The sequence below is a fragment of the Micromonospora sp. NBC_01405 genome (assembly GCF_045040155.1).
Taxonomy (GTDB): Bacteria; Actinomycetota; Actinomycetes; order Mycobacteriales; family Micromonosporaceae; genus Micromonospora.
The window spans coordinates 5570782-5589429 of the sequence record NZ_CP109532.1 but is presented as its reverse complement, the minus strand read 5'-3'; the positions used below and the strand labels follow the sequence as shown (position 1 = coordinate 5589429).

Annotated in this window: 9 protein-coding genes; 3 read left to right on the top strand and 6 right to left on the bottom strand. The window is 74.8% G+C overall.

Annotated features, from left to right (window positions below; all coding sequences use genetic code 11):
* Window positions 1-12: 12 nt before the first annotated feature.
* Window positions 13-504, bottom strand: coding sequence for a type II toxin-antitoxin system PemK/MazF family toxin (locus OG559_RS24110; protein WP_405107347.1), 492 nt, complete (start codon window positions 502-504; stop codon window positions 13-15).
* A gap of 124 nt (window positions 505-628) precedes the next feature.
* On the opposite strand from OG559_RS24110, the gene OG559_RS24105 reads away from it, so the two are divergent.
* The 3 genes from OG559_RS24105 (at window position 629) to OG559_RS24095 (ending at window position 3164) form a co-directional block, all read left to right on the top strand.
* Complete coding sequence (locus tag OG559_RS24105; RefSeq protein WP_405107344.1) at window positions 629-1231, top strand: DUF4291 domain-containing protein; 603 nt, start codon at window positions 629-631, stop codon at window positions 1229-1231.
* 131 nt (window positions 1232-1362) lie between these two features.
* A complete protein-coding gene (locus tag OG559_RS24100; protein ID WP_405107342.1) occupies window positions 1363-1875 on the top strand; it encodes an NUDIX hydrolase in 513 nt (170 codons plus the stop codon).
* A gap of 29 nt (window positions 1876-1904) precedes the next feature.
* Window positions 1905-3164: a hypothetical protein gene (locus OG559_RS24095; protein WP_405107339.1), complete on the top strand. Its 1260-nt coding sequence runs from the start codon at window positions 1905-1907 to the stop codon at window positions 3162-3164.
* Window positions 3165-3345: 181 nt separating this feature from the next.
* Here the strand turns inward: OG559_RS24095 and OG559_RS24090 are convergent, their stop codons facing one another.
* Genes OG559_RS24090 through OG559_RS24070 form a run of 5 tightly spaced genes read right to left on the bottom strand, consistent with a single transcriptional unit; the run spans window position 3346 to window position 18637 of the window.
* Window positions 3346-8847 (bottom strand): amino acid adenylation domain-containing protein, encoded by a 5502-nt coding sequence (locus tag OG559_RS24090; RefSeq protein WP_405107337.1) that lies wholly within the window; start codon window positions 8845-8847, stop codon window positions 3346-3348.
* A complete protein-coding gene (locus tag OG559_RS24085) occupies window positions 8844-11963 on the bottom strand; it encodes a non-ribosomal peptide synthetase (RefSeq protein WP_405107334.1) in 3120 nt (1039 codons plus the stop codon). The genes OG559_RS24090 and OG559_RS24085 overlap by 4 nt, the downstream gene beginning before the upstream one ends.
* Complete coding sequence (locus OG559_RS24080) at window positions 11960-12148, bottom strand: MbtH family protein (RefSeq protein ID WP_396673526.1); 189 nt, start codon at window positions 12146-12148, stop codon at window positions 11960-11962. Before OG559_RS24080 ends, OG559_RS24085 begins: the two co-directional genes overlap by 4 nt.
* Window positions 12148-13101, bottom strand: a complete 954-nt coding sequence (locus OG559_RS24075) for a TauD/TfdA family dioxygenase (RefSeq protein ID WP_405107331.1) — start codon at window positions 13099-13101, stop codon at window positions 12148-12150. The genes OG559_RS24080 and OG559_RS24075 overlap by 1 nt, the downstream gene beginning before the upstream one ends.
* A gap of 28 nt (window positions 13102-13129) precedes the next feature.
* Window positions 13130-18637 (bottom strand): SDR family NAD(P)-dependent oxidoreductase, encoded by a 5508-nt coding sequence (locus OG559_RS24070; protein ID WP_405107328.1) that lies wholly within the window; start codon window positions 18635-18637, stop codon window positions 13130-13132.
* Window positions 18638-18648 lie beyond the last annotated feature (11 nt).

The window sequence follows — 18648 nt, the reverse complement described above, 5'->3', positions numbered from 1 at the left end:
AGCGGCGCGGGGTCAGCGCCAGCCGTAGCCGGCACGCAGGGCCTGGCCGACCCGGTCGAAGCGGGGCCGGTCCAGCACCGCGCCCTCGCGCCGGATGCTGTCCTCCCGCATGGTGAGCACCCGGTCGAGGCGTACCCAGCTCGGCCGGTTGTCGCGGTCCCACGTGCCGGGGCCGAGGGAGAGCCAGTGTCGCTGGCCGTCCCGCTCGCCCTGGCTGGACAGCATCAGGCCGAACAGGGTCCGGCTGGACCGGCCGACGACCAGGACCGGCCGGTCCTTGCCCTGCCGGGGGTCGTCCTCGTAGGGGACCCAGGTCCAGACGACCTCGCCCGGGTCGGCCTGCCCGTCGGGTTCCGGGGCGTAGCTGAGCTCCCGCCGCTGCAACGCCGCGACCTGCCGGCGCCGCGCGACCTGGGCCGGAATCGGACCGGGGGTAGGCGTCGGGGCGACCCCCCGGGTCACCCGCCCCAGCCGGGACGCCACACTTCTCAACAGGCCTGCCACGGCGGGCAGCCTAACCCCTCCCCCGGCCCGCCGCCGACCCACGTCGGGCACAGAGCAACGGGGCAGGCGCGGTGGATGCGTAAAGCGGTGGATGCGGGGCGGCCCGACCCGCGACGATGCCGACATGACCATCCCCCTGCGACAGATCCGAGCCAAATACACCGCCGACACGCTGACCGTGTACCAGGCGTACCCGCCGGAGATCGCCGGGCCGGCGGTGGCGGCGGGCCGGTTCGTGCCCCCGTTCAAGCGGGACCGGATGACCTGGATCAAGCCGTCGTTCCGCTGGATGATGTACCGCTGCGGTTGGGCCCGGAAGCCGGGCCAGGAGCGGGTGCTCGCCGTCGAGATCACCCGCGCCGGATTCGAGTGGGCCCTGGCGCACGCCTGCCTGAGCGGCTACGAGCCCGACCTGCACGCCGACCGGGACGGCTGGGCCCGGCGGCTGCGCACCAGCCCGGTGCGGGTGCAGTGGGACCCGGAGCGGACCGTGCGGGCGCAGCCGCTGCCCCACCGGTCCCTGCAGATGGGCCTGGCCGGCGAGGCCGCCCGGCGGTACGTCGACGAGTGGATCGTCGGGATCACCGACGTCACCGCGACGGCCCGGACGGTCCGGGCCCGGCTCGACGCGGGTGATGACGCATCGGCCGAGACGCTGCTGCCCGCGGAGCGCCCCTACCCGCTGCCGACCGGGGTGGGCGACGCGATCGCGGCGCACCCCGGTTGACGTGCGGGCCACCCGTCCGGCCGGTGGGGCCGCCGCGCGCCCCGGCTGACGTGCGGGCCACCGCCACCGTCGGGCACCATGGGGGCGGGCGACCGGGCCACCTGGGGCAGTGAACGGGAGGAGCGACGGTGATGAAAATCCCCGACGACCTGCCGGTCATCGAGCGGCGCGCGGTACGGCTGGTGGTGCTCGACGCCGACCGGCGGCTGCTGCTGTTCCACACCCGCGACCCGGACCACCCCCGGCTCGGCACCTGGTGGGAGCTGCCCGGCGGCGGCGTCGACCCCGGCGAGACGTACCTCGACACGGCCGTGCGGGAGTTGCGTGAGGAGACCGGCATCCGGGTCGTCCCGGAGCGGGTCGGTCCGCCGCGCTGGCGGCGGCGGGCCAGCTTCATCCACCGCCGGTTGCGCCACATGCAGGACGAGGTAGTCGTGACGGTACGGCTGGACGGCCCCGGCCCGGAGGTCGACGAGACCGACCGGCTGGACTACGAGCGGGAGGACTACTTCGGGTTCCGCTGGTGGCCGGTCGCCGACGTCGTCGGCAGTCGGGAGCGGTTCTATCCGGGCCGGCTGCCCGGGCTGCTCACCGCCTTCCTGGCCGGGGAGGAGATCGACGAGCCGTTCGAGCTGTGGTCGTGAGAACCGGCCCGGGCGGGCACAGTGGGGGCATGACGACGAACCTGCACGGCCCGCTGGCCCGCTACGCCGCCCGGCTGCACGGCTCGGTCGGCGACCGACACCACGTCGCGTCCCCGCTGGGCGCCTGGCTGCTGCTCGCGCTGTGCGGGTCGGCCGTCCCCGACGCCGACGGCCTCGCCGACGCGCTGGGCACCGACCCGGCGACGGCGGCGCGGACCGCCGCCGCGCTGCTCGACGCCCCGCACCCGCTGGCACCGGCCGCCACCGCCGTCTGGCACCGGCCGGACGCGGACACCGACGCGCTGGCCGCCTGGCGGGCCACCCTTCCCCGCGCCACGGAGACCGGCCCGCTGCCGGACCAGGCCGGCCTGGACGCCTGGGCGCGTAGGCACAGCGCTGGTCTGCTCGACAGGTTCCCGCTGACCCTCTCGCCCCGCGTCGTGCTCGCGCTTGCCTCGGCCGTGGCCACCCGGATCTCCTGGGCCGACCCGTTCGGCCTCGCCCCGGCCTCGGCGCTGGGGCCGGACAGCCCCTGGGCCGGGCGGCTGACCCGGGTGCTGCACACCCCGGGGTACGGGCACCGGGCCTGGATCGCCGCGACGCCGGAGGCCGGCGACGTCGCCGTGCACACGGCGGCGGCCGAACCGGGGGACGGGAACGGGGCCGACGGAGCCGGGGACGGAGACGGGGCCGGGCTGCTGGTCGTGTCGGTGGCCGCCGCTCCCGAGGTCGCCCCCGCCGACGTGCTCGCCGCCGCGTACCGGATCGCGGCCGACGCCGACGCCGGCGAGCCCACCGGCCAGCGGTCGCTGTTCGACCTGCCGCTGGGCGCGACGCCGCTGTGGACGCTGCGCGAGGAGACCGTCCGCACCCACGCCCGAGACCGCCGGGTGGAGCAGCACACGGCGGCGCTGCCCTGCTGGTCGGCCCGCGCCGAGCACGACCTGACCGGGCCGGGGCTCGGGTTCTCCGTCCTCGCCCGGGTCCTCGCCCCGCTGATCGGGGGCACCGAGGTCGAGGCACGGCAGGCCGTCGTCGCCCGGTACAGCCGGTACGGGTTCGAGGCCGCAGCCGTGACCGGAGTGTTCGGGCCGGTGGGCCTGCCCCCGGAGGGGGTCGCCCGCACCGCCGAGCTGCGCTTCGGCCACCCGTACGCGGTGGTGGCTGTCGCCACCGACCGGCGGGGCGACAGGGTGGGCCCGTGGCACGGGGTGCCGGTCTTCTCCGGCTGGGTCGCCGAGCCCGACGACGTTTCCGAGGCCGAGTTCGCCGACCCACCCCTGATGTAGGGGCCCGCGCCCGGCGCGGGGCCGGGGACGCGCGGAACCGAGGGCGGGCGCGGAACCGAGGGCGGGCGCGGGACCGAGGGCGGGCGGTCGGGGCCTACGGATCCGGCCCGGGACAGGGTCGGGGGCCTCCGGCAGTACACCGGAGGCCCCCGACCCGTCGCTCACGACACCGCCGGCGCCGTCACGCCGCGACCGGCACCTTCTCCTCCTGCCGCTCGGCGGCCCGGGCGGCCAGCCGCCGCTCGCGCTCCTGGGCGCCGATCAGGTCGTCCGGCAGCGAGTCCGGCACCTCCATGTCGAAGCGCCGCAGCAGCCGGATCGCGAAGCCGCCCAGGGTGACCAGCACCAGCGCCGCGCCGAAGCAGACGTACGCGAAGCCGATGCCGCGGCCCGGACCGGTGCCGATCACCGCGCCCACCGAGCCGGCGAGGGCCCCGCCCGGGGCGAGCATCGGCTCGAACAGGGCGGTGGTCACCGGGGCGATCAGCGCGAAGCCGATCGGCAGCGTGGACCAGGAGATGGTCTGGTTCAGGCTGAACACCCGGCCGTGGTAGCGCTGCGGGACCTTCACCTGGACGATGGTGGCGTAGATCGACTGGGCGGTGGTCATCGACAGGCCCAGCCAGAACACCCCGACGCAGATCACCGTCACCGAGGCGTCCAGGCCGATCACGATGCACCCCACGGCGGTGCCGAGGTTGCCGATCAGCACGCCGATCATCCGCCGGCTGCGGGGGCCGCCCCACAGCGACATCAGCACGCCGCCCGCCACCGCGCCGAGCGCCTCGGCCAGGGCCACCTGCGCCACCTCCGTGGCGGTGGCGAAGGAAAGCACCATCGGGGTGGTCAACACCAGGGCCGGGGCCAGGAAGATGTTGCCGATCGCGAAGTAGCCCAGCATCAGCCGGAAGCCCCGGTGCTGCCACGAGTAGCGCATCCCGTTGGCGATCGCCGTCAGCAGCCGCTCCCGGGGCCGGAAGCCTAGCAGGTCCGGGAAGCGGACCACGGCCAGGGTCAGCACCGCCACCACGTAGCTCGCCACGTCGATGAGCAGGATGCCCTTGAGCCCGATGGCGGCCAGCAGGCCGGCCGCGAAGACCGGCATCAGCAGCATGGCGGAGCCGTTGGTGAGCTGGGTGACGCCCATCGCGTGGCCGAGGTACCGCTTCGGCACGAGCTGCGGCACCGCCGAGGAGAACGCGATGCGCTGGAACGACCCGGCGACCTGGCTGAGCGCCACCAGGATGTAGATCATCCACAGCCGCAGGTTGTCCGTCCAGAGCAGGGCGGCCAGCACGAGCTGGATCGTCCCGGCGCTGGAGCTGGCGATCATCATGATCTTCCGGCGGCTGACCCGGTCGACGACCGCGCCCGCGATCGGCAGCATCAGCACGCCGCAGACCAGCGCGAGGGCCCAGAGCATGCCCAGGTTGGCCACCGAACCCGTCCGGGTGAACAGCCAGATCGGCACGGCGAACGCCGTCAGCGCCGAGCCGGTGGTGGAGACGAACTGGCCGGCGGTGACCGCTACGAACCGGCCCATGCTCGGCTTCACCACCGCCTTCCCCGAGCCCGGGGTCGCGCCGATGCGCTGGTGGTCGGCGACCACCCAGCCGGCGTCCTCGCCCCGGGCCGGGGCCTCCAGCGCGGTGGTGTCGCCGGCGAGCACCGCCGGGTGCGCCGCCGTGACGATCTCGGCCAGCTCGTCGGCCCGGTACTTGAGGAAGAAGTGCCCCGCCTGGTCGAGGACGACCAGCCCGAGGGTGTCGGAGAGGAACCCCCACTCGGCGTACCGCTCGGTGTAGTAGTCGGTCACCGGGTCCTCGGAGCCGACCACCGAGACGATCGGGGCGCGCAGCTTCGCCGTCCCGGCGTCCAACAGGCCGGTGAAGTACTCCTCGGAGGCGCGGGAGTCGGCCCGCATGTTGCTGATGATCCGGTCGGCCTGCTCCGGGTCCAGCTCGTCGGTGTCCACCCCCATCGACTTGAGCCAGCTCGCGTAGTGCTTGTTGCTGCGGAGCTGTTCGAGGCGGTTGCGGGCGGCGGCGAAGAGGCCCTTCGGCCGGGCGAACGGGAACATCGCGCCGATGTAGACGGCCTCCAGCTCCCGGCCGGCCGCCTCGACCTTGCGGGCCACCTCGGCGACGATCGCGCTGCCGACGCCGCAGTGGCCGTACAGCACGATCGGGCCTTCGATCCGCTCGATGATCTCGTCGGCGACCCGCCGGGTCAGCTCCTCGAACGGCAGGCCGTCCTCGCTGAGCCCGACGTCGTGGCCGGGGATGGCCAGCGAGTACAGGGCGTTGCCAGCGGGCAGGGCGTCCGCGAGGGGCTGGTAGACGATGGCGCTGCCGCCGCCGTACGGGACGCAGACGTACGTGCGGACCCGTTTGCCGGCCGGGATCGGCTTGGTCAGCTCGTAGAGCAGCCGGCGCGGGCCGTCGTCGGCGGCGTCGCCGGTCATGAACGCGGCCAGGTCCCGGATGGTCCGCTTCTGGAACAGGTCCATCACGCCGACCGGCCGGCCGCCGTGCTCGACCTTGCGGATCTTCGCCACCACCTGGGTGGCGAGCATCGAGTGCCCGCCCAGGTCGAAGAAGTCGTCGTCGATGCCGAGCGTGTCGACGCCCAGCACCTCCGACCAGATCCCGGCCAGCAGCCGCTCGGTGTCGTCGCGCGGCTCGACCAGCGCCACGGACGCCTCGCGGGTCACCACGGGGGCGGGCAGCGCCCGGCGGTCGAGCTTGCCGCTGGGGCTCAGCGGCAGCGCGTCGAGGGTGACGAACGCGGTCGGCACCATGTACTCGGGCAGGGTCTCCTTCAGCGCCGCCTTCAGCGCGGCGTGCTCGGCGTCGCCGACCACGTACCCGGTGAGCCGCTTGTCGCCCGGGGTGTCCTCGCGGACGATCACCGCCGCTTCGGTCACCTGGGGCTGCTCGCGCAGGGCGCTCTCGATCTCGCCCAGCTCGATGCGCAGGCCGCGCAGCTTCACCTGGTGGTCGATCCGGCCCAGGAACTCGACGACCCCCGAGCCGTCCGGCAAGGCCACCCAGCGGGCCAGGTCGCCGGTGCGGTACAGCCTCGCGCCCGGCTCGCCCGAGAACGGGTCGGGCACGAACCGCTCGGCGGTGAGCGCCGGCCGGCGGTGGTAGCCCCGGGCCAGCCCGACGCCGCCGATGTGCAGCTCGCCCGCGACGCCGACCGGGCACTCGTTGCCCGCCGGGTCCAGGATGTGCAGGCGCAGGTTGGCGATCGGGCCGCCGATCGGGACGCTGGTCAGCCCGGCCAGCCTGGCCGGGTCGCAGTGCCAGGCGCTGACGTCGATGGCCGCCTCGGTGGGGCCGTACAGGTTGTGCAGCTCGCACCAGGGCAGTCGGGCGGTGAACTCCACCGCCGAGACCAGCGGCAGCTCCTCGCCGGAACAGATCACCCGGCGCAGGCCGGTGGCCGCCTCGACCCCGTCCTCGCCGAGGAACACGGTCAGCATCGACGGGACGAAGTGGGCGGTGGTGATCCGCTCGGAGACCAGCAGGTCGCGCAGGTACCCGGCGTCCTTCTGCCCGCCGGGCCTGGCCAGCACCAGCCGGGCGCCCTCGCGCAGCGGCCAGAAGAACTCCCACACCGATACGTCGAAGCTGGCCGGGGTCTTCTGCAGCACCGCGTCGTCCGCGCCCAGCCGGTACGCCTTCTGCATCCAGTCCAGCCGGTTGACGATGCCCCGGTGGGTGTTCGGCACCCCCTTGGGCCGGCCGGTGGAGCCGGAGGTGTAGATGACGTACGCCAGGTTGCCCGGCCCGGCGGTCGGCGCGGGGTCGGCGGTGGGCTGGTCGGCCCACACCGCCTCGTCGTCCAGGGCCAGCACGGTCGCGCCGGTGTCGGGCAGCACGTCACGCAGGTGCTCCTGCACCAGCACGACACCGGCGGCGGCGTCGGTGACCATGAAGGACAGCCGGTCGGCCGGGTACTCCGGGTCCAGCGGCAGGTAGGCGCCGCCGGCCTTGAGTACGCCGAGCAGCCCGGCGACCAGCTCCACCGAGCGTTCCGCGCACACCCCGACGAGGGTCTCCGGGCCGACGCCGACGGCGCGCAGCCGGTGCGCCACCCGGTTCGCGGCGGCGTTCAGCTCGGCGTACGTCACCGAGCGGTCCTCGAAGGTCAGCGCCACCGCGTCCGGGGTGGCCGCGGCCCGCTGCTCGAACGGGCCGTGCAGGGTCTGCGCCTGCGGGAAGTCGGCCATGGTGTCGTTCCAACCGGCCAGCAGTTCCCGCTCGGCGGGGGCGGTCAGCTCCAGCGCGGAGACCGGGGTGTCCGGTGCGGCGACGACCGCCCGCAGCAGGGTGATCCAGCGCCGGGCGATCCGCTCGACGGTCTCCCGGGTGAACAGGTCGGTGTTGAAGACCAGCTTCCCCCAGAGACCCTCGGTGGTCTCCACGGCGTGCAGCTCGAAGTCGAAGCGGGTGGCCCGCAGCTCCATCGGGTTCCACTGGAAGCTCACGTCGGCGGCGTCGGAGACCCCGGTGAACCGGCCCATCTCGTAGTTCTGCAGCACGAACATGGACTGGAACACCGGGGACCGGCTCACGTCGCGGGGCAGCCCCAGCTCGTGGACGACCTTCGCGAACGGCACCTCGGCGTGCTCGAAGCCGTCCAGCACGCTGTGCCGGGTGCGCTCCAGCAGCTCGGTGAACGTCGGGTCGCCGGCCAGCTCGGCCCGCATCGGCAGCATGTTGATGAACATGCCGACGATGTTCTCCAGCTCGGGGGCGGACCGACCGGCCACCGACGCGCCGACGGCGAAGTCGTCCTGGCCGGCGTGCCGGGCCAGCAGCACCTGGTACGCGGCGAGCAGCGTCATGAACAGCGTGCCGCCGCCGGCCCGGGTGAGCGCGTTGAGCCGCTCGGTGTCCGCCGGGTCGAGCTGGAACTCGACGAAGTCGCCCCGGTAGGTCTGGGTCGCCGGGCGGGGCGCGTCCAGCGGCAACTCCAGCGGGGTGATCCCGGCCAGGCGGGACTTCCACCAGTCCAGGTGGCCCCGGGCCGCCGGGCCGTCCAGCTCGGCGGCCTCCCAGACGGCGAAGTCGCCGTACTGCACGGGCAGGGCCGGCGGCTCGCCGCCGTGGTAGAGGGTGATCAGGTCGCGCAGCAGCACGTCCACCGACCAGCCGTCGCCGACGATGTGGTGCTTGCTGAGGAACAGCACGTGGTCATCGTCGGCCAGCCGGATCAGCAGGGCGCGCAGCAGCGGCCCGGTGGCCAGGTCGAACGGCTCCGTCGAGGCGGCGTCGACCAGCGCCTGCGCCGCCTGCTCGTCGGCCGCCTCCGTCACCGTCAGCGGCACCTCGACGGTGTCCTCGACGACCACGGTGGGGCGGCCGTCGGCGTCCGCCGGGAACCGGGTGCGCAGCGACTCGTGCCGGGCCGTCAGCCCGGCCAGCGCGCCGCGCAGGGCCGCGACGTCGAGCGGGCCGCGCACCCGCAGCGGCACCGCGATGTGGTACGCGGCCTCGCCCGGGGCGAGCTGGTCCATGAACCAGACCCGCTCCTGGGCGTACGACAGCGGCACCTCGGCGTTCTCGGGCCGGGGGGTGATCCGGGCGGCCGGGGTGGCCTGGCGGCGGCGTAGCCGCTTGGCGATCAGCGCCTGCCGGGCCGCCTCCCGGGCCGGATCCTTCAGGTCGGTCATGTGGTACGTCCCTCTTCCGTCGCCAGCAACTCGGCGACCTCGGTGTCGGAGAGCTCGTCGAGTTCCGCGGCGATCAGGCTCTCGAGCTGGGCGGCCAGGTCGGCCACCACCGGGCTGCCGAACAGCGCCCGCATCGGCAGGTCGACGTCCACCTCGGCCCGGATCCGGGCCATCGCCCGCATGCCGCGCAGCGAGTTGCCGCCGAGGGCGAAGAAGTCGTCGGTCGCGCCGACCTTCTCCACGCCGAGGATGTCGGCGTACACCTCGGCCACCAGGGCCTCGGCGTCGGTGCGCGGGGCGACGTACGCGTCGTCGACCGTCCCGGTGGCCGGGGCGGGCAGCGCGGCCCGGTCCAGCTTGCCGTTCGGGGTCAGCGGCAGCGCGTCGAGCCGGACGAACGCGGCCGGCACCAGGTGCGCCGGCAGCTCCCGGGCCAGGTCGGCGGCCAGCGCGGCCTCGTCGGCGTCGCCGACCAGGTAACCGACCAGGGTCGGCTCGCCGGTGTCGGTGCGCACGGCCACCGCCGCCTCCCGGACGCCGGGCCGGGCCAGCAGGGCCGACTCGATCTCGCCCAGCTCGATGCGCATGCCGCGCACCTTCACCTGCTCGTCGCGGCGGCCCAGGTACTCCAGCGTCCCGTCGGCCCGCCACCGGGCCAGGTCGCCGGTGCGGTACATCCGCTGCCCGGGCTGCCCGTACGGGCAGGGCAGGAAACGCTCGGCGGTGAGGCCGGGGCGGCGCAGGTAGCCGCGAGCGAGCTGGTCGCCGGCGACGTACAGCTCGCCGGCCACGCCCGGCGGCACCGGGTTCAGCGCCGCGTCCAGCAGCAGCGCCCGGGTGTTCCAGGTGGGGGTGCCGATCGGCACCGCCCCGGCGGGCAGCTCCGCCCCCGGCGCGATCCGGGCGGCGACGCAGCCGACGGTGGCCTCGGTCGGGCCGTACTCGTTGATCACCGCCACCTCGGGGTGGGCGGCCCGCCAGTCGGCGAGCTGCTCGCCGGTGAGCGCCTCGCCGCCGATGACCAGGTCGGCCGTCGGCGACAACGCCTCGTCGAGCAGCGGCAGGTGACTCGGGGTCACCTTGAGGAAGGTCGGCCGGCCGCCGGCGCGGGCGGCCGGCTCGTCGATCGCCGCGAGCCGGACCGTGCCGCCTGCGGTGAGCGGCCCGAGCAGCCCGGTGACGGTGAGGTCGAACGACACCGGCGAGTGCAGCAGGGCCGTGCCGGCCAGGCCCGGGTAGGTGTGCCGGGCCCAGGCCAGGTACGCGGTCACCGACCGGTGCTCCACCACGACGCCCTTGGGGCGGCCGGTGGAGCCGGACGTGTACAGCACGTAGGCCGGGTGGTCCGGGCGCAACGGGGCGGCCCGGTCGGCGTCGGTCAGGTCCGCCGCGTCGAGGTCGGCGGCGGTGAGCGGGTCGAGCACCAACGCGTCGCCGGGCACGTTGGCGGCGGTGTCGGCGTCGGCCAGCACCAGCGCCGGCTCGGCGTCGGTCAGCAGGTACCCGATCCGGGCCGCCGGGTAGCCGATGTCCACCGGCACGTACGCCGCGCCGGACTTGAGCACCGCGAGGATGGCCACCAGCAGGTCCATCGAGCGGGGCAGCGCGAGCGCGACCCGGGTCTCCGGGCCGGCCCCCCGGGCGACCAGCAGCCGGGCCAGCCGGTTCGCGGCGGCGTTCAGCTCGGCGTACGTCAGCTCGGCGCCGTCGCAGACCAGCGCGAGGGCCTGCGGGGTGGCCACGGCCTGGCGCTGCACCTCGTCGACCACGGTGCTCACCGGCCGGTGGTGGGCGGTGGTGTTCCAGGTGGAGAGGACGAGCCGCCGCTCGGCGTCGTCGAGCAGCGGCAGCTCGGAGACCCGCCGGCCGGGGTCGGCGACGGCGGCGGCGAGCAGCCGGACGTACCGGGTGACGATCGACTCGGCGGTGGCCCGGTCGAACAGGTCGGTGCGGTAGACCAGCCGGCTCTCCCCGGCGGTGACGTCGAAGGCCAGGTCGTCCTTGGTGGTGCCCAGCGGCACCGGGTCCAGGCCGGAGTCGGGGATGAAGTTCAGCGCGGTCTGGAAGATCGGCTGCACCGACGGGTCCCGCTGCGGGGCGACGGCCTCGACGATCTTCTGGAACGGCGTCTGCCCGTGCTCCATCGCGTCGATCAGGCCGCCCCGGACGCGGCCGAGCAGCTCGGCGACGGTGGGGTCGCCGGTCAGGTCGCAGCGCAGCGCCACCGGGTTGACGAACATGCCGACCAGCGGGGCCACCTCGTCGGTGTCCCGGCCGGCGGTGGACACGCCGACCACCACCGTGTCGTCGCCGGAGATCCGGGACAGCAGCGCGGCGAACCCGGTCAGCAGCACCATGTACGGGGTGGCGGCCGAGGCCGCGGCGAGCCGGCCGACGGAGTCGAGCAGCCCGTCGGGCAGGTCGAAGCGCACCTCGTCGCCGGCGAAGCCGAGCTGGGCCGGGCGGGGCCGGTCCAGCGGCAGACCGGTCACCGCCGGGGCCCCGGCCAGGTGGCCGGCCCAGAAGGCGAGTTGCCGGTCCAGTTCCGGGCCGGTGAGCTGGTCGCGCTGCCAGGCGGCGAAGTCGGCGTACTGGATGGGCAACTCCGGCACCTCGGCGGGGGCGCCGGTGAGCGCGGCGGTGGTGAACGCGGCCAGCTCGCCGGTCAACACCACCGCCGAGTGGGCGTCGTAGACGGCGTGGTGCATCACGGCCAGCAACGTCCACGCCGTGTCGCCCTTGATCAGCCGGGCCCGCCACAGCGGCGCGGCGTCCAGCGGGATCGGGGTGCGGGCCAGTTCCTCCTTGATCGCCGCGTACCGGGCGAGCCGCTCGGCCTCCGGCAGGCCCGACAGGTCCTCGGCGTCGATCCGGACCGGCTCGTGCGCGCGGACCACCTGCACCAGGACCCCGTCCGCCATCCGCAGGTGGGTGCGCAGCGCCTCGTGCCGGGCGACGACCTGGTTGAACACGTCGCCGGCCGCGTCGGCGTCCAGCTCGGCCGGGAAGGACCACAGGTTGGACACGTTGTAGACCGGCGAGCCGGTGTCGAGCTGGTTGGCCATCCACACCCGCTCCTGCGCGAAGGAGGCGGGAAAGGTCCACTCCCCGGTCATGAGGTGCCCTCGCGGACGGAACGGGGGCGCATGTCGGTCCACACGGTGTCGATGTGCGCCAGGCACTCCTCGCGGGTGCCGGCGAAGCCGGTGCCGTTCCAGCCCGCGGGGAGCTCACGGTCGGCCGACCAGATCGAGTACTGCTCCTCGTCGTTGCGCACGACCAGGAAGCGTGATTCGGCCATCAGTTGTCTCCAGTGCTCTCGGGGGTGTGCGGCTCGGCCATCGCGACGGCGATCCTGCGGGGGCCGGTGAACGGCTCCCGGGCGTGCGCGGCGGTCATGTTGTCCACCACCAGCACGTCGTCGCGCTGGTAGTCGAAGCGGACGCTGGCGGCCCGGTACGCGGCCCGCAGGTGGTCCAGCACGTCGCCGGGGATCTCGCCGCCGTCGCCGTAGTAGGTGTTCGACGGCAGCCCGTCGGGGCCGAACATCGCCAGCAGCCCCTCCTGGTACTCCTGCGGCAGGGTGCTCACGTGGAAGAACGTGGCGTGGTTGAACCAGCGCGGCGTGTCCGAGCCGGGCCGGTGGTGCACCACGTCGCGCACGGCGCGGGTGCGCAGCCCGTCCCCGCCGACCCATTCCAGGGCGATCCGGTTGGCCGCCGCGTACGCCTCGACCTCGGCCCGGTCGTCGGTGTTGAACACGTCCTGCCAGCGGGTGCCGAAGTCGGCGTGGAAGTTGCGCACCAGCATCCACCGGCGGCGGACGAACTCCTCCCGTACGGCCGGGTCGATCAGCTCGTACACCCGGCGCACGTCGGCGAGCGGGGTCGCGCCCCGGGTCTGGGGCGGGGTGACGCACCAGAAGAACAGGGTCAGCGGCCAGCGCGCCTGGTACGAGTTCTCGTTGTGCAGGAAGATCTCCTCGTCCGGCGGGTAGTCGGTCGAGGTGTAGACCCGGCCCTTGATGGAGTGCCGGGGCGAGGACCGCTCGGTGTAGACCAGCGGCTCCCCGGCCAGCGCCCGCACCACCGCGTCGAAGCCGTCGACGCCGCCGACGTCGAAGCCACGGAACAGCAGCCCGCCGTGCTCGACGAGGGCGGCCCGCAGCTCGGCCCGGCGGGCGTCGATGAGGTCGGTCAGCGCCCGGCCGTCGCTTTCGACGACCACCGGCAGCGTGGCGATCGTGTCGCTCATAGCTCTGTACTCCCTTGTTCCTCGGTGCTCACGCGCGGGGCAGCCGCGGGATGCTCGTGGTCGCCGCCGGGGTGGCCGGCTCGGCTACGGCGGACGCCTCGGCGCGCAACTCCTCGATCCGGACGGCCAACCCGGCGACGGTGGGCGTCTCGAAGAGGCTGCGCATCGGCAGCCGCACCCCGGTCGCCTTGCGCATCGACGCGATGAGCTGCACGGCGACGAGGGAGTTGCCGCCGAGGGCGAAGAAGTCGTCGTCCACGCCCACCACCGGCACCCCGAGCCCGTCGCGCCACACCTGGGCGATGGTGGCCTCCAGCTCGGTGCGTGGCGCCGCCGAGCCGCCGGCCTCGACCGTGGCGGTGGACGCGGTCGGGTCGGTCTCCGACTCCAGGCTTCCGGTGGTGACCCGGGCGGCGCGACGCCGAATGTCGGCCACCGACCGGGTGGTGATCACCACCTGGGCGCCGAGGCCGGCGGTGAGGCTGCGCCGGAACGCCTCCGCGCCGTCGACCGGCCGGATGTCCTCGCCGGGAACGTCGGCGGCCGGGACGGTGCCGGCCGGGGCGGCGTCGGCGGTGAGCCCTCCGGTGACCGCCGACTGGTCCACCCGACGCAGCACGAAGTCGCTGATCGCGACCAACTCCCGGCCGGACGCGTCGGTCAGGGTCAGGTCGGCGGTGATCACCTCGTCGGTTCCGCCGTCGCGGTGGCGCAGGTGGCTGTGGAACCGCTGCGGCAGCGCCCCGCGCACCACGATCCGCCCGTACGACAGCGGCAGGTAGGTGCCCGAGCCCTGACCCCGGCCGAACGCGGTGGCCACGTCCAGCAGGGCCGGGTGCAGCCCCCACCCGGCCAGGTCGGCGACCGCCTCGGCGGGCGCCTCGACGAGGGCCAACTCCTCGCCGTCGGCGAGGTGGTGCTCGGCCAGCGAGTGCCAGCGCGGCCCGAAGGTCAGCATGCTGGTGCGGCCCCGGCCGAACGACGAGTCGTCGTCGACCCGGCGGGACCGGGCGACCACGTCGGCGAGGTCCCGCGCCTGCGGCGGGGCGGGGTCGGTGGTCCAGCCGGCCGCGCCGCGAACGTGGGTGCGCAGCACCCCGGCGGCGAGGCTCTGCACCACGAACTCCGTCGACTCGTCCTCGGCGGCGGTCAGCGTCACCCGGTACTGGGCGACCGAGCCGTCCGGCACCGAGAACGGCTCCAGGAACACCACGTCGCGCAGCTCCACCGCCGCGTCCGGGCCGGGGGCGGGAACGGCGGCGGCCACGGCGGCGCGGACGGACTCCAGGTGGGCGGTGCCCGGCACCACCGGCACCCCGCCGATGCGGTGCTCGTCGAGCAGCCAGTGGGTGGCGGCGCAGACCAGACCGTGCAGCACCGTGCCCTCCGGGCCGGTCACCTTCGTGGTGAGCACCGGGTGGTCGACGGCGGCGGTGACGGTGTCCCGGGTCAGGGCCCGGAACCCGGCCGGGGCGGTGCTCTCCGCCGCCATGCCGACCTCGGCCCAGCCGCCCCAGTTCTGCGACACCACCGGGGCGGACCAGCCGACGCCCGCGCGGGCGTGCGCGTCGAGGAAGTTGTTCGCCGCGCAGTAGTCGACCTGGCCGAAGCCGCCGATCACGGCGGTGATCGAGGAGCACAGCACCACGAAGTCCAGCGGCAGGTCGCCGAAGACCTGGGCGAGGGCGAGCGTGCCGGCGAGCTTCGGGGCGAGCACCCGCTCGGCCTCGGCCCGCTCCTTGATCTCGGCCATGCCGCCGCCGGGCAGGCCGGCGGCGTGCACGACGCCGTCGATCCCGCCGAACTCGGCCTCGGCGGCGGCCCGGACCCGGCGCAGGTCGGCCGGGTCGGTGACGTCGGCGGCGAGCACCAGCACCGACGCGCCGGCCTCCTCCATCCGGCGGATCGCGGCGATCGCCCGGCCCACCCGGTCGGACTGGCCGGAGCCGTGCACGGCGAGGTGGTCGTCCCACTGCTCGCGCGGCGGCAGGCCGGAGCGGGCCAGCAGCACCAGCTTCGCCCGGGCCCGCCGGGCGAAGTCCTCGGCGAGGGTGATGCCGATGCCGCCGAGGCCGCCGGTGATCACGTACCGGCCGCCGTCGCGCAGCGCCCCGGGCTCACCCTCGGCGTCGACGGTGACCTGCTCGTAGCCGGTGACCCAGCGGCGGGTGCCGCGCAGCGCCACCTCGGTGTGTTCCGGGTCGACCGGGCGGCGCAGCTCGGCGACCAGGGCGTCCGCCCCGGTGGCGGCGGGGTCGGCGTCGAGCAGCCGGACGGTCAGCCCGGGCAGCTCGACGGGGAGCACCCGGACCAGGCCGGTGAGGGTGGCGTGCTCGGGCCGGGTCAGGTCCACGCCGGTCACGTCGCCGATGCCGGCGGTCACCAGGTCCAGGGCCAGCGAGCCGTCCTCGGCGGTGCGGCCGGCCCCGGCGAGGGCCTGCACCAGGTGCAGGGCGCTGAAGAAGCCCCGGTCCTGGGCGGCCCAACCGGCGGTGATGTCGGTGCCGGTGGGCTCACCGTCGAGGGCGAAGGCGTGCACCAGCCGCTCGGGCAGGGCGTCGCCGAGGGCGGCGACCAGCGCGTCGTGGTCCTCGCGCACGCCGGGGCGCAGCACCCAGCCGCCGTCGGTGGCGGCGAAGGCGTCGGCGGCGCGTACCTCGACGATCTCGGCGCCCGCGGCGCGCAGGCCGGCGACGAGCGCGTCGCCGCGCGGGCCGTCGGCCAGCACCAGGCAGCGGCCGGGCGCGGCGGTGGCCGGCACGGACGCGGCCTGACGCCACACCGGCACGGCGAACCACTCGGGCAGCGCCCGCGGGCCGGTCTCGGCCGGCGCGGCGGTGGTCTGCTCCTGCGGGTCCGGGTCGACCCAGTAGCGGCGCCGCTCGAACGGGTACGTCGGCAGCGGCACCCGCCGGGCGTCCGGGTCGGAGCCGGCGCGCACGCCCACGCCGGCGCACCACAGCGCCCCGGCGGTGGTGAGCAGGGCGGCCAGGTCGCCGGCCGGCTCCCCCGGGCCGGGCAGGCTGCCCAGCGGGACGAGCGCCCGCTGCTCCGGCGAGCCCTTGGCGACCTGCATCCGGGCCAGGTTGGCGAGCTGCCGGCCGGGGCCGCACTCGACCAGCGCCCAGGTGCCCTCGGCGAGCAGGGTCGCCACGCAGTCGCCGAAGCGCACCGGCTGACGCAGGTGCGCCGCCCAGTACGCCGGGTCGGTGGCCTGCGCGTCGGTGATCCAGGTGCCGGAGACGTTGGACAGGAACGGGACCTTCGGCGCGCGCAGCGGCACGGCTGCCATCAGCGCGGTGAACTCGGCGAGGATCGGGTCCATCATCGGCGAGTGGAAGGCGTGCGAGGTGCGCAGCGCCTTGCTCTTGACCTTGCGGGTGGTCTTCAGGGTCTCCGCGAACGCAGCGACCGCGTCGGGCTCCCCGGCCACCACGCAGGTGCCGGGGCCGTTGACCGTGGCGATCGAGACACCCTCGGGCAGCAGCCCGGCGACCACCGACTCGTCCAGCGGGACGGCCAGCATCGACCCGGCCGGCAGGGACTGCATGAGCCGGCCCCGGGCGACGACGATCCGCAGCGCGTCGGGCAGGTCGAGCACCCCGGCGACGGTCGCGGCGACGTACTCGCCGATGGAGTGCCCGGCCATCGCCGCCGGCCGGACGCCGACGCGCTGCCAGTGCGTGGCCAGGGCGTACTCGACGACGAACAGGGCCGGCTGGGTGTAGCGGGTCTGGAGCAGTTTCTCGGCCGCCTCCGGGTCCCGGTCGAGGATCAGGTCGCGGATGTCCAGGCCCAGCTCGCCCCGGAGCAGCTCGGCGCACTCGTCGACGACGGCGGCGTAGCCGGGCTCCTCGGCGTAGAGCTGCGCGCCCATCCCGGCGTACTGGCTGCCCTGGCCGGAGAGGAGGAAGGCGACCCGGGGCGCGGGGCCGTCAGCGACGCCGGCCTGCCGGCGTCGCTTGGTGCGCAGGGCGGCGACGGCGTCGGGCAGGTCGGTGGCGACCACCGCGGCCCGGTGCGCGTACTGCTGGCGGCCCACCCGCAGCGTGTGCGCGACGTCGGCCAGGTGCGCGGCCCCGCCGTCGGGGTTGCCGGCGAGGTGCTCGGCGAGCCGCTCCACGGCGGTCTCCAGCGCCGTGTCGGTCTTCGCCGACACGTGCAGCAGCTGCGCGGGGCGCACCCGCCGGTCGGTGCGGTACGCCTCCGGCGCCTCCTCGAGCACCACATGGGCGTTGGTGCCGCCGATGCCGAAGGAGCTGACCCCGGCCCGGCGGGGCCCGGAGTCGGTGTCCCACTTGGTGAGGGTGTTCGCCACGTAGAACGGGGTGTCGGCGAACTCGATCGCCGGGTTCGGGGTCTCGTAGTTGATGGTCGGCGGAATCAGCCCGTGCTCCATGGCCAGCACCGTCTTGATCACGCTCACGATGCCGGAGGGCTGGCTGAGGTGGCCGATGTTGGACTTCACCGAGCCGATGCCGCACCAGCCCCGCTCGTCGGTGTCCTTCGTGTACACCGCCGACAGGGCGGCGACCTCGATCGGGTCGCCCATCGCGGTGCCGGTGCCGTGCGCCTCGACGTAGCTGATGGTGCGCGGGTCGATCCCGGCCATCCCGACGGCCTGGGCGACTGCCTCCATCTGCCCGTCGACGCTGGGGGCGGTGAAGCCGACCTTGCCGGCGCCGTCGTTGTTGATGGCGTTGCCGAGCACCACGGCGCGGATGTGGTCGCCGTCGGCGATCGCGTCGGACAGGCGCTTGAGCAGGGTCACCCCGACGCCGCTGCCCCACATGGTGCCGTTCGCCTCCGCGTCGAACGGCCGGCACCGCCCGTCGGGGGAGGTGAAGCCGTCCATGCCGAGGTACCCGGCGTGCGGCAGCTCGATGTTGACGCCGCCCGCGAGGGCCATGTCGCACTCGCCGTTGCGCAGCGCCTCGCAGGCCAGGTGGAAGGCGACCAGGGAGGTGGAGCAGGCGGTGTGCACGGTCAGGCTGGGCCCGCGCAGGTCCAGCCGGTACGACACGCCGGTCGCCACGTAGTTGGGCGAGTTGCTGGTGGCGATGGAGACGGCGTTGTGCGGGTTGCCGCCGATCCGCTTGTTGTGCAGCACGTTGCGGTGCAGGTACGCGGTGCCGCCGGTGCCGGCGTACACGCCGACGGCGCCGTCGTAGCGGGCCGGGTCGTAGCCGGCGTCCTGCAGGGCGGTGTAGCAGGTCTCCAGGAACAGCCGGTGCTGCGGGTCGGTGACCTCGGCCTCCCGGGCGGTCATCCCGAACAGGGCGGCGTCGAACCGGTCGTAGCCGTCGACCAGCGGGGCCTTGTTGACCCAGCCCGGGTCGTCGAGCTCCTCGGGGGTGACGCCCCGGGCGAGCTGCTCCTCCCGGGTCAGCTCGGTGACCGACTCGACGCCGTCGACCAGGTTGCGCCAGAACTCGTGCACGTCGGCGGCGCCGGGCAGCCGGGCGGCCAGCCCGACGATCGCAATCGGCTCGATGCCGTCGTCGGCGGAATTGTCAGTTTCGATCGCGTTGTCCATCAGGTCGTCCT

Coding starts and splice junctions, on each gene's coding strand:
- OG559_RS24105 (WP_405107344.1), top strand. CDS start 629: ATGACCATCCCCCTGCGACAGATCCGAGCCAAATACACCGCCGACACG.
- OG559_RS24095 (WP_405107339.1), top strand. CDS start 1,905: ATGACGACGAACCTGCACGGCCCGCTGGCCCGCTACGCCGCCCGGCTG.
- OG559_RS24075 (WP_405107331.1), bottom strand. CDS start 13,101: ATGAGCGACACGATCGCCACGCTGCCGGTGGTCGTCGAAAGCGACGGC.
- OG559_RS24070 (WP_405107328.1), bottom strand. CDS start 18,637: ATGGACAACGCGATCGAAACTGACAATTCCGCCGACGACGGCATCGAG.
- OG559_RS24085 (WP_405107334.1), bottom strand. CDS start 11,963: ATGACCGGGGAGTGGACCTTTCCCGCCTCCTTCGCGCAGGAGCGGGTG.
- OG559_RS24080 (WP_396673526.1), bottom strand. CDS start 12,148: ATGGCCGAATCACGCTTCCTGGTCGTGCGCAACGACGAGGAGCAGTAC.
- OG559_RS24090 (WP_405107337.1), bottom strand. CDS start 8,847: ATGACCGACCTGAAGGATCCGGCCCGGGAGGCGGCCCGGCAGGCGCTG.
- OG559_RS24100 (WP_405107342.1), top strand. CDS start 1,363: ATGAAAATCCCCGACGACCTGCCGGTCATCGAGCGGCGCGCGGTACGG.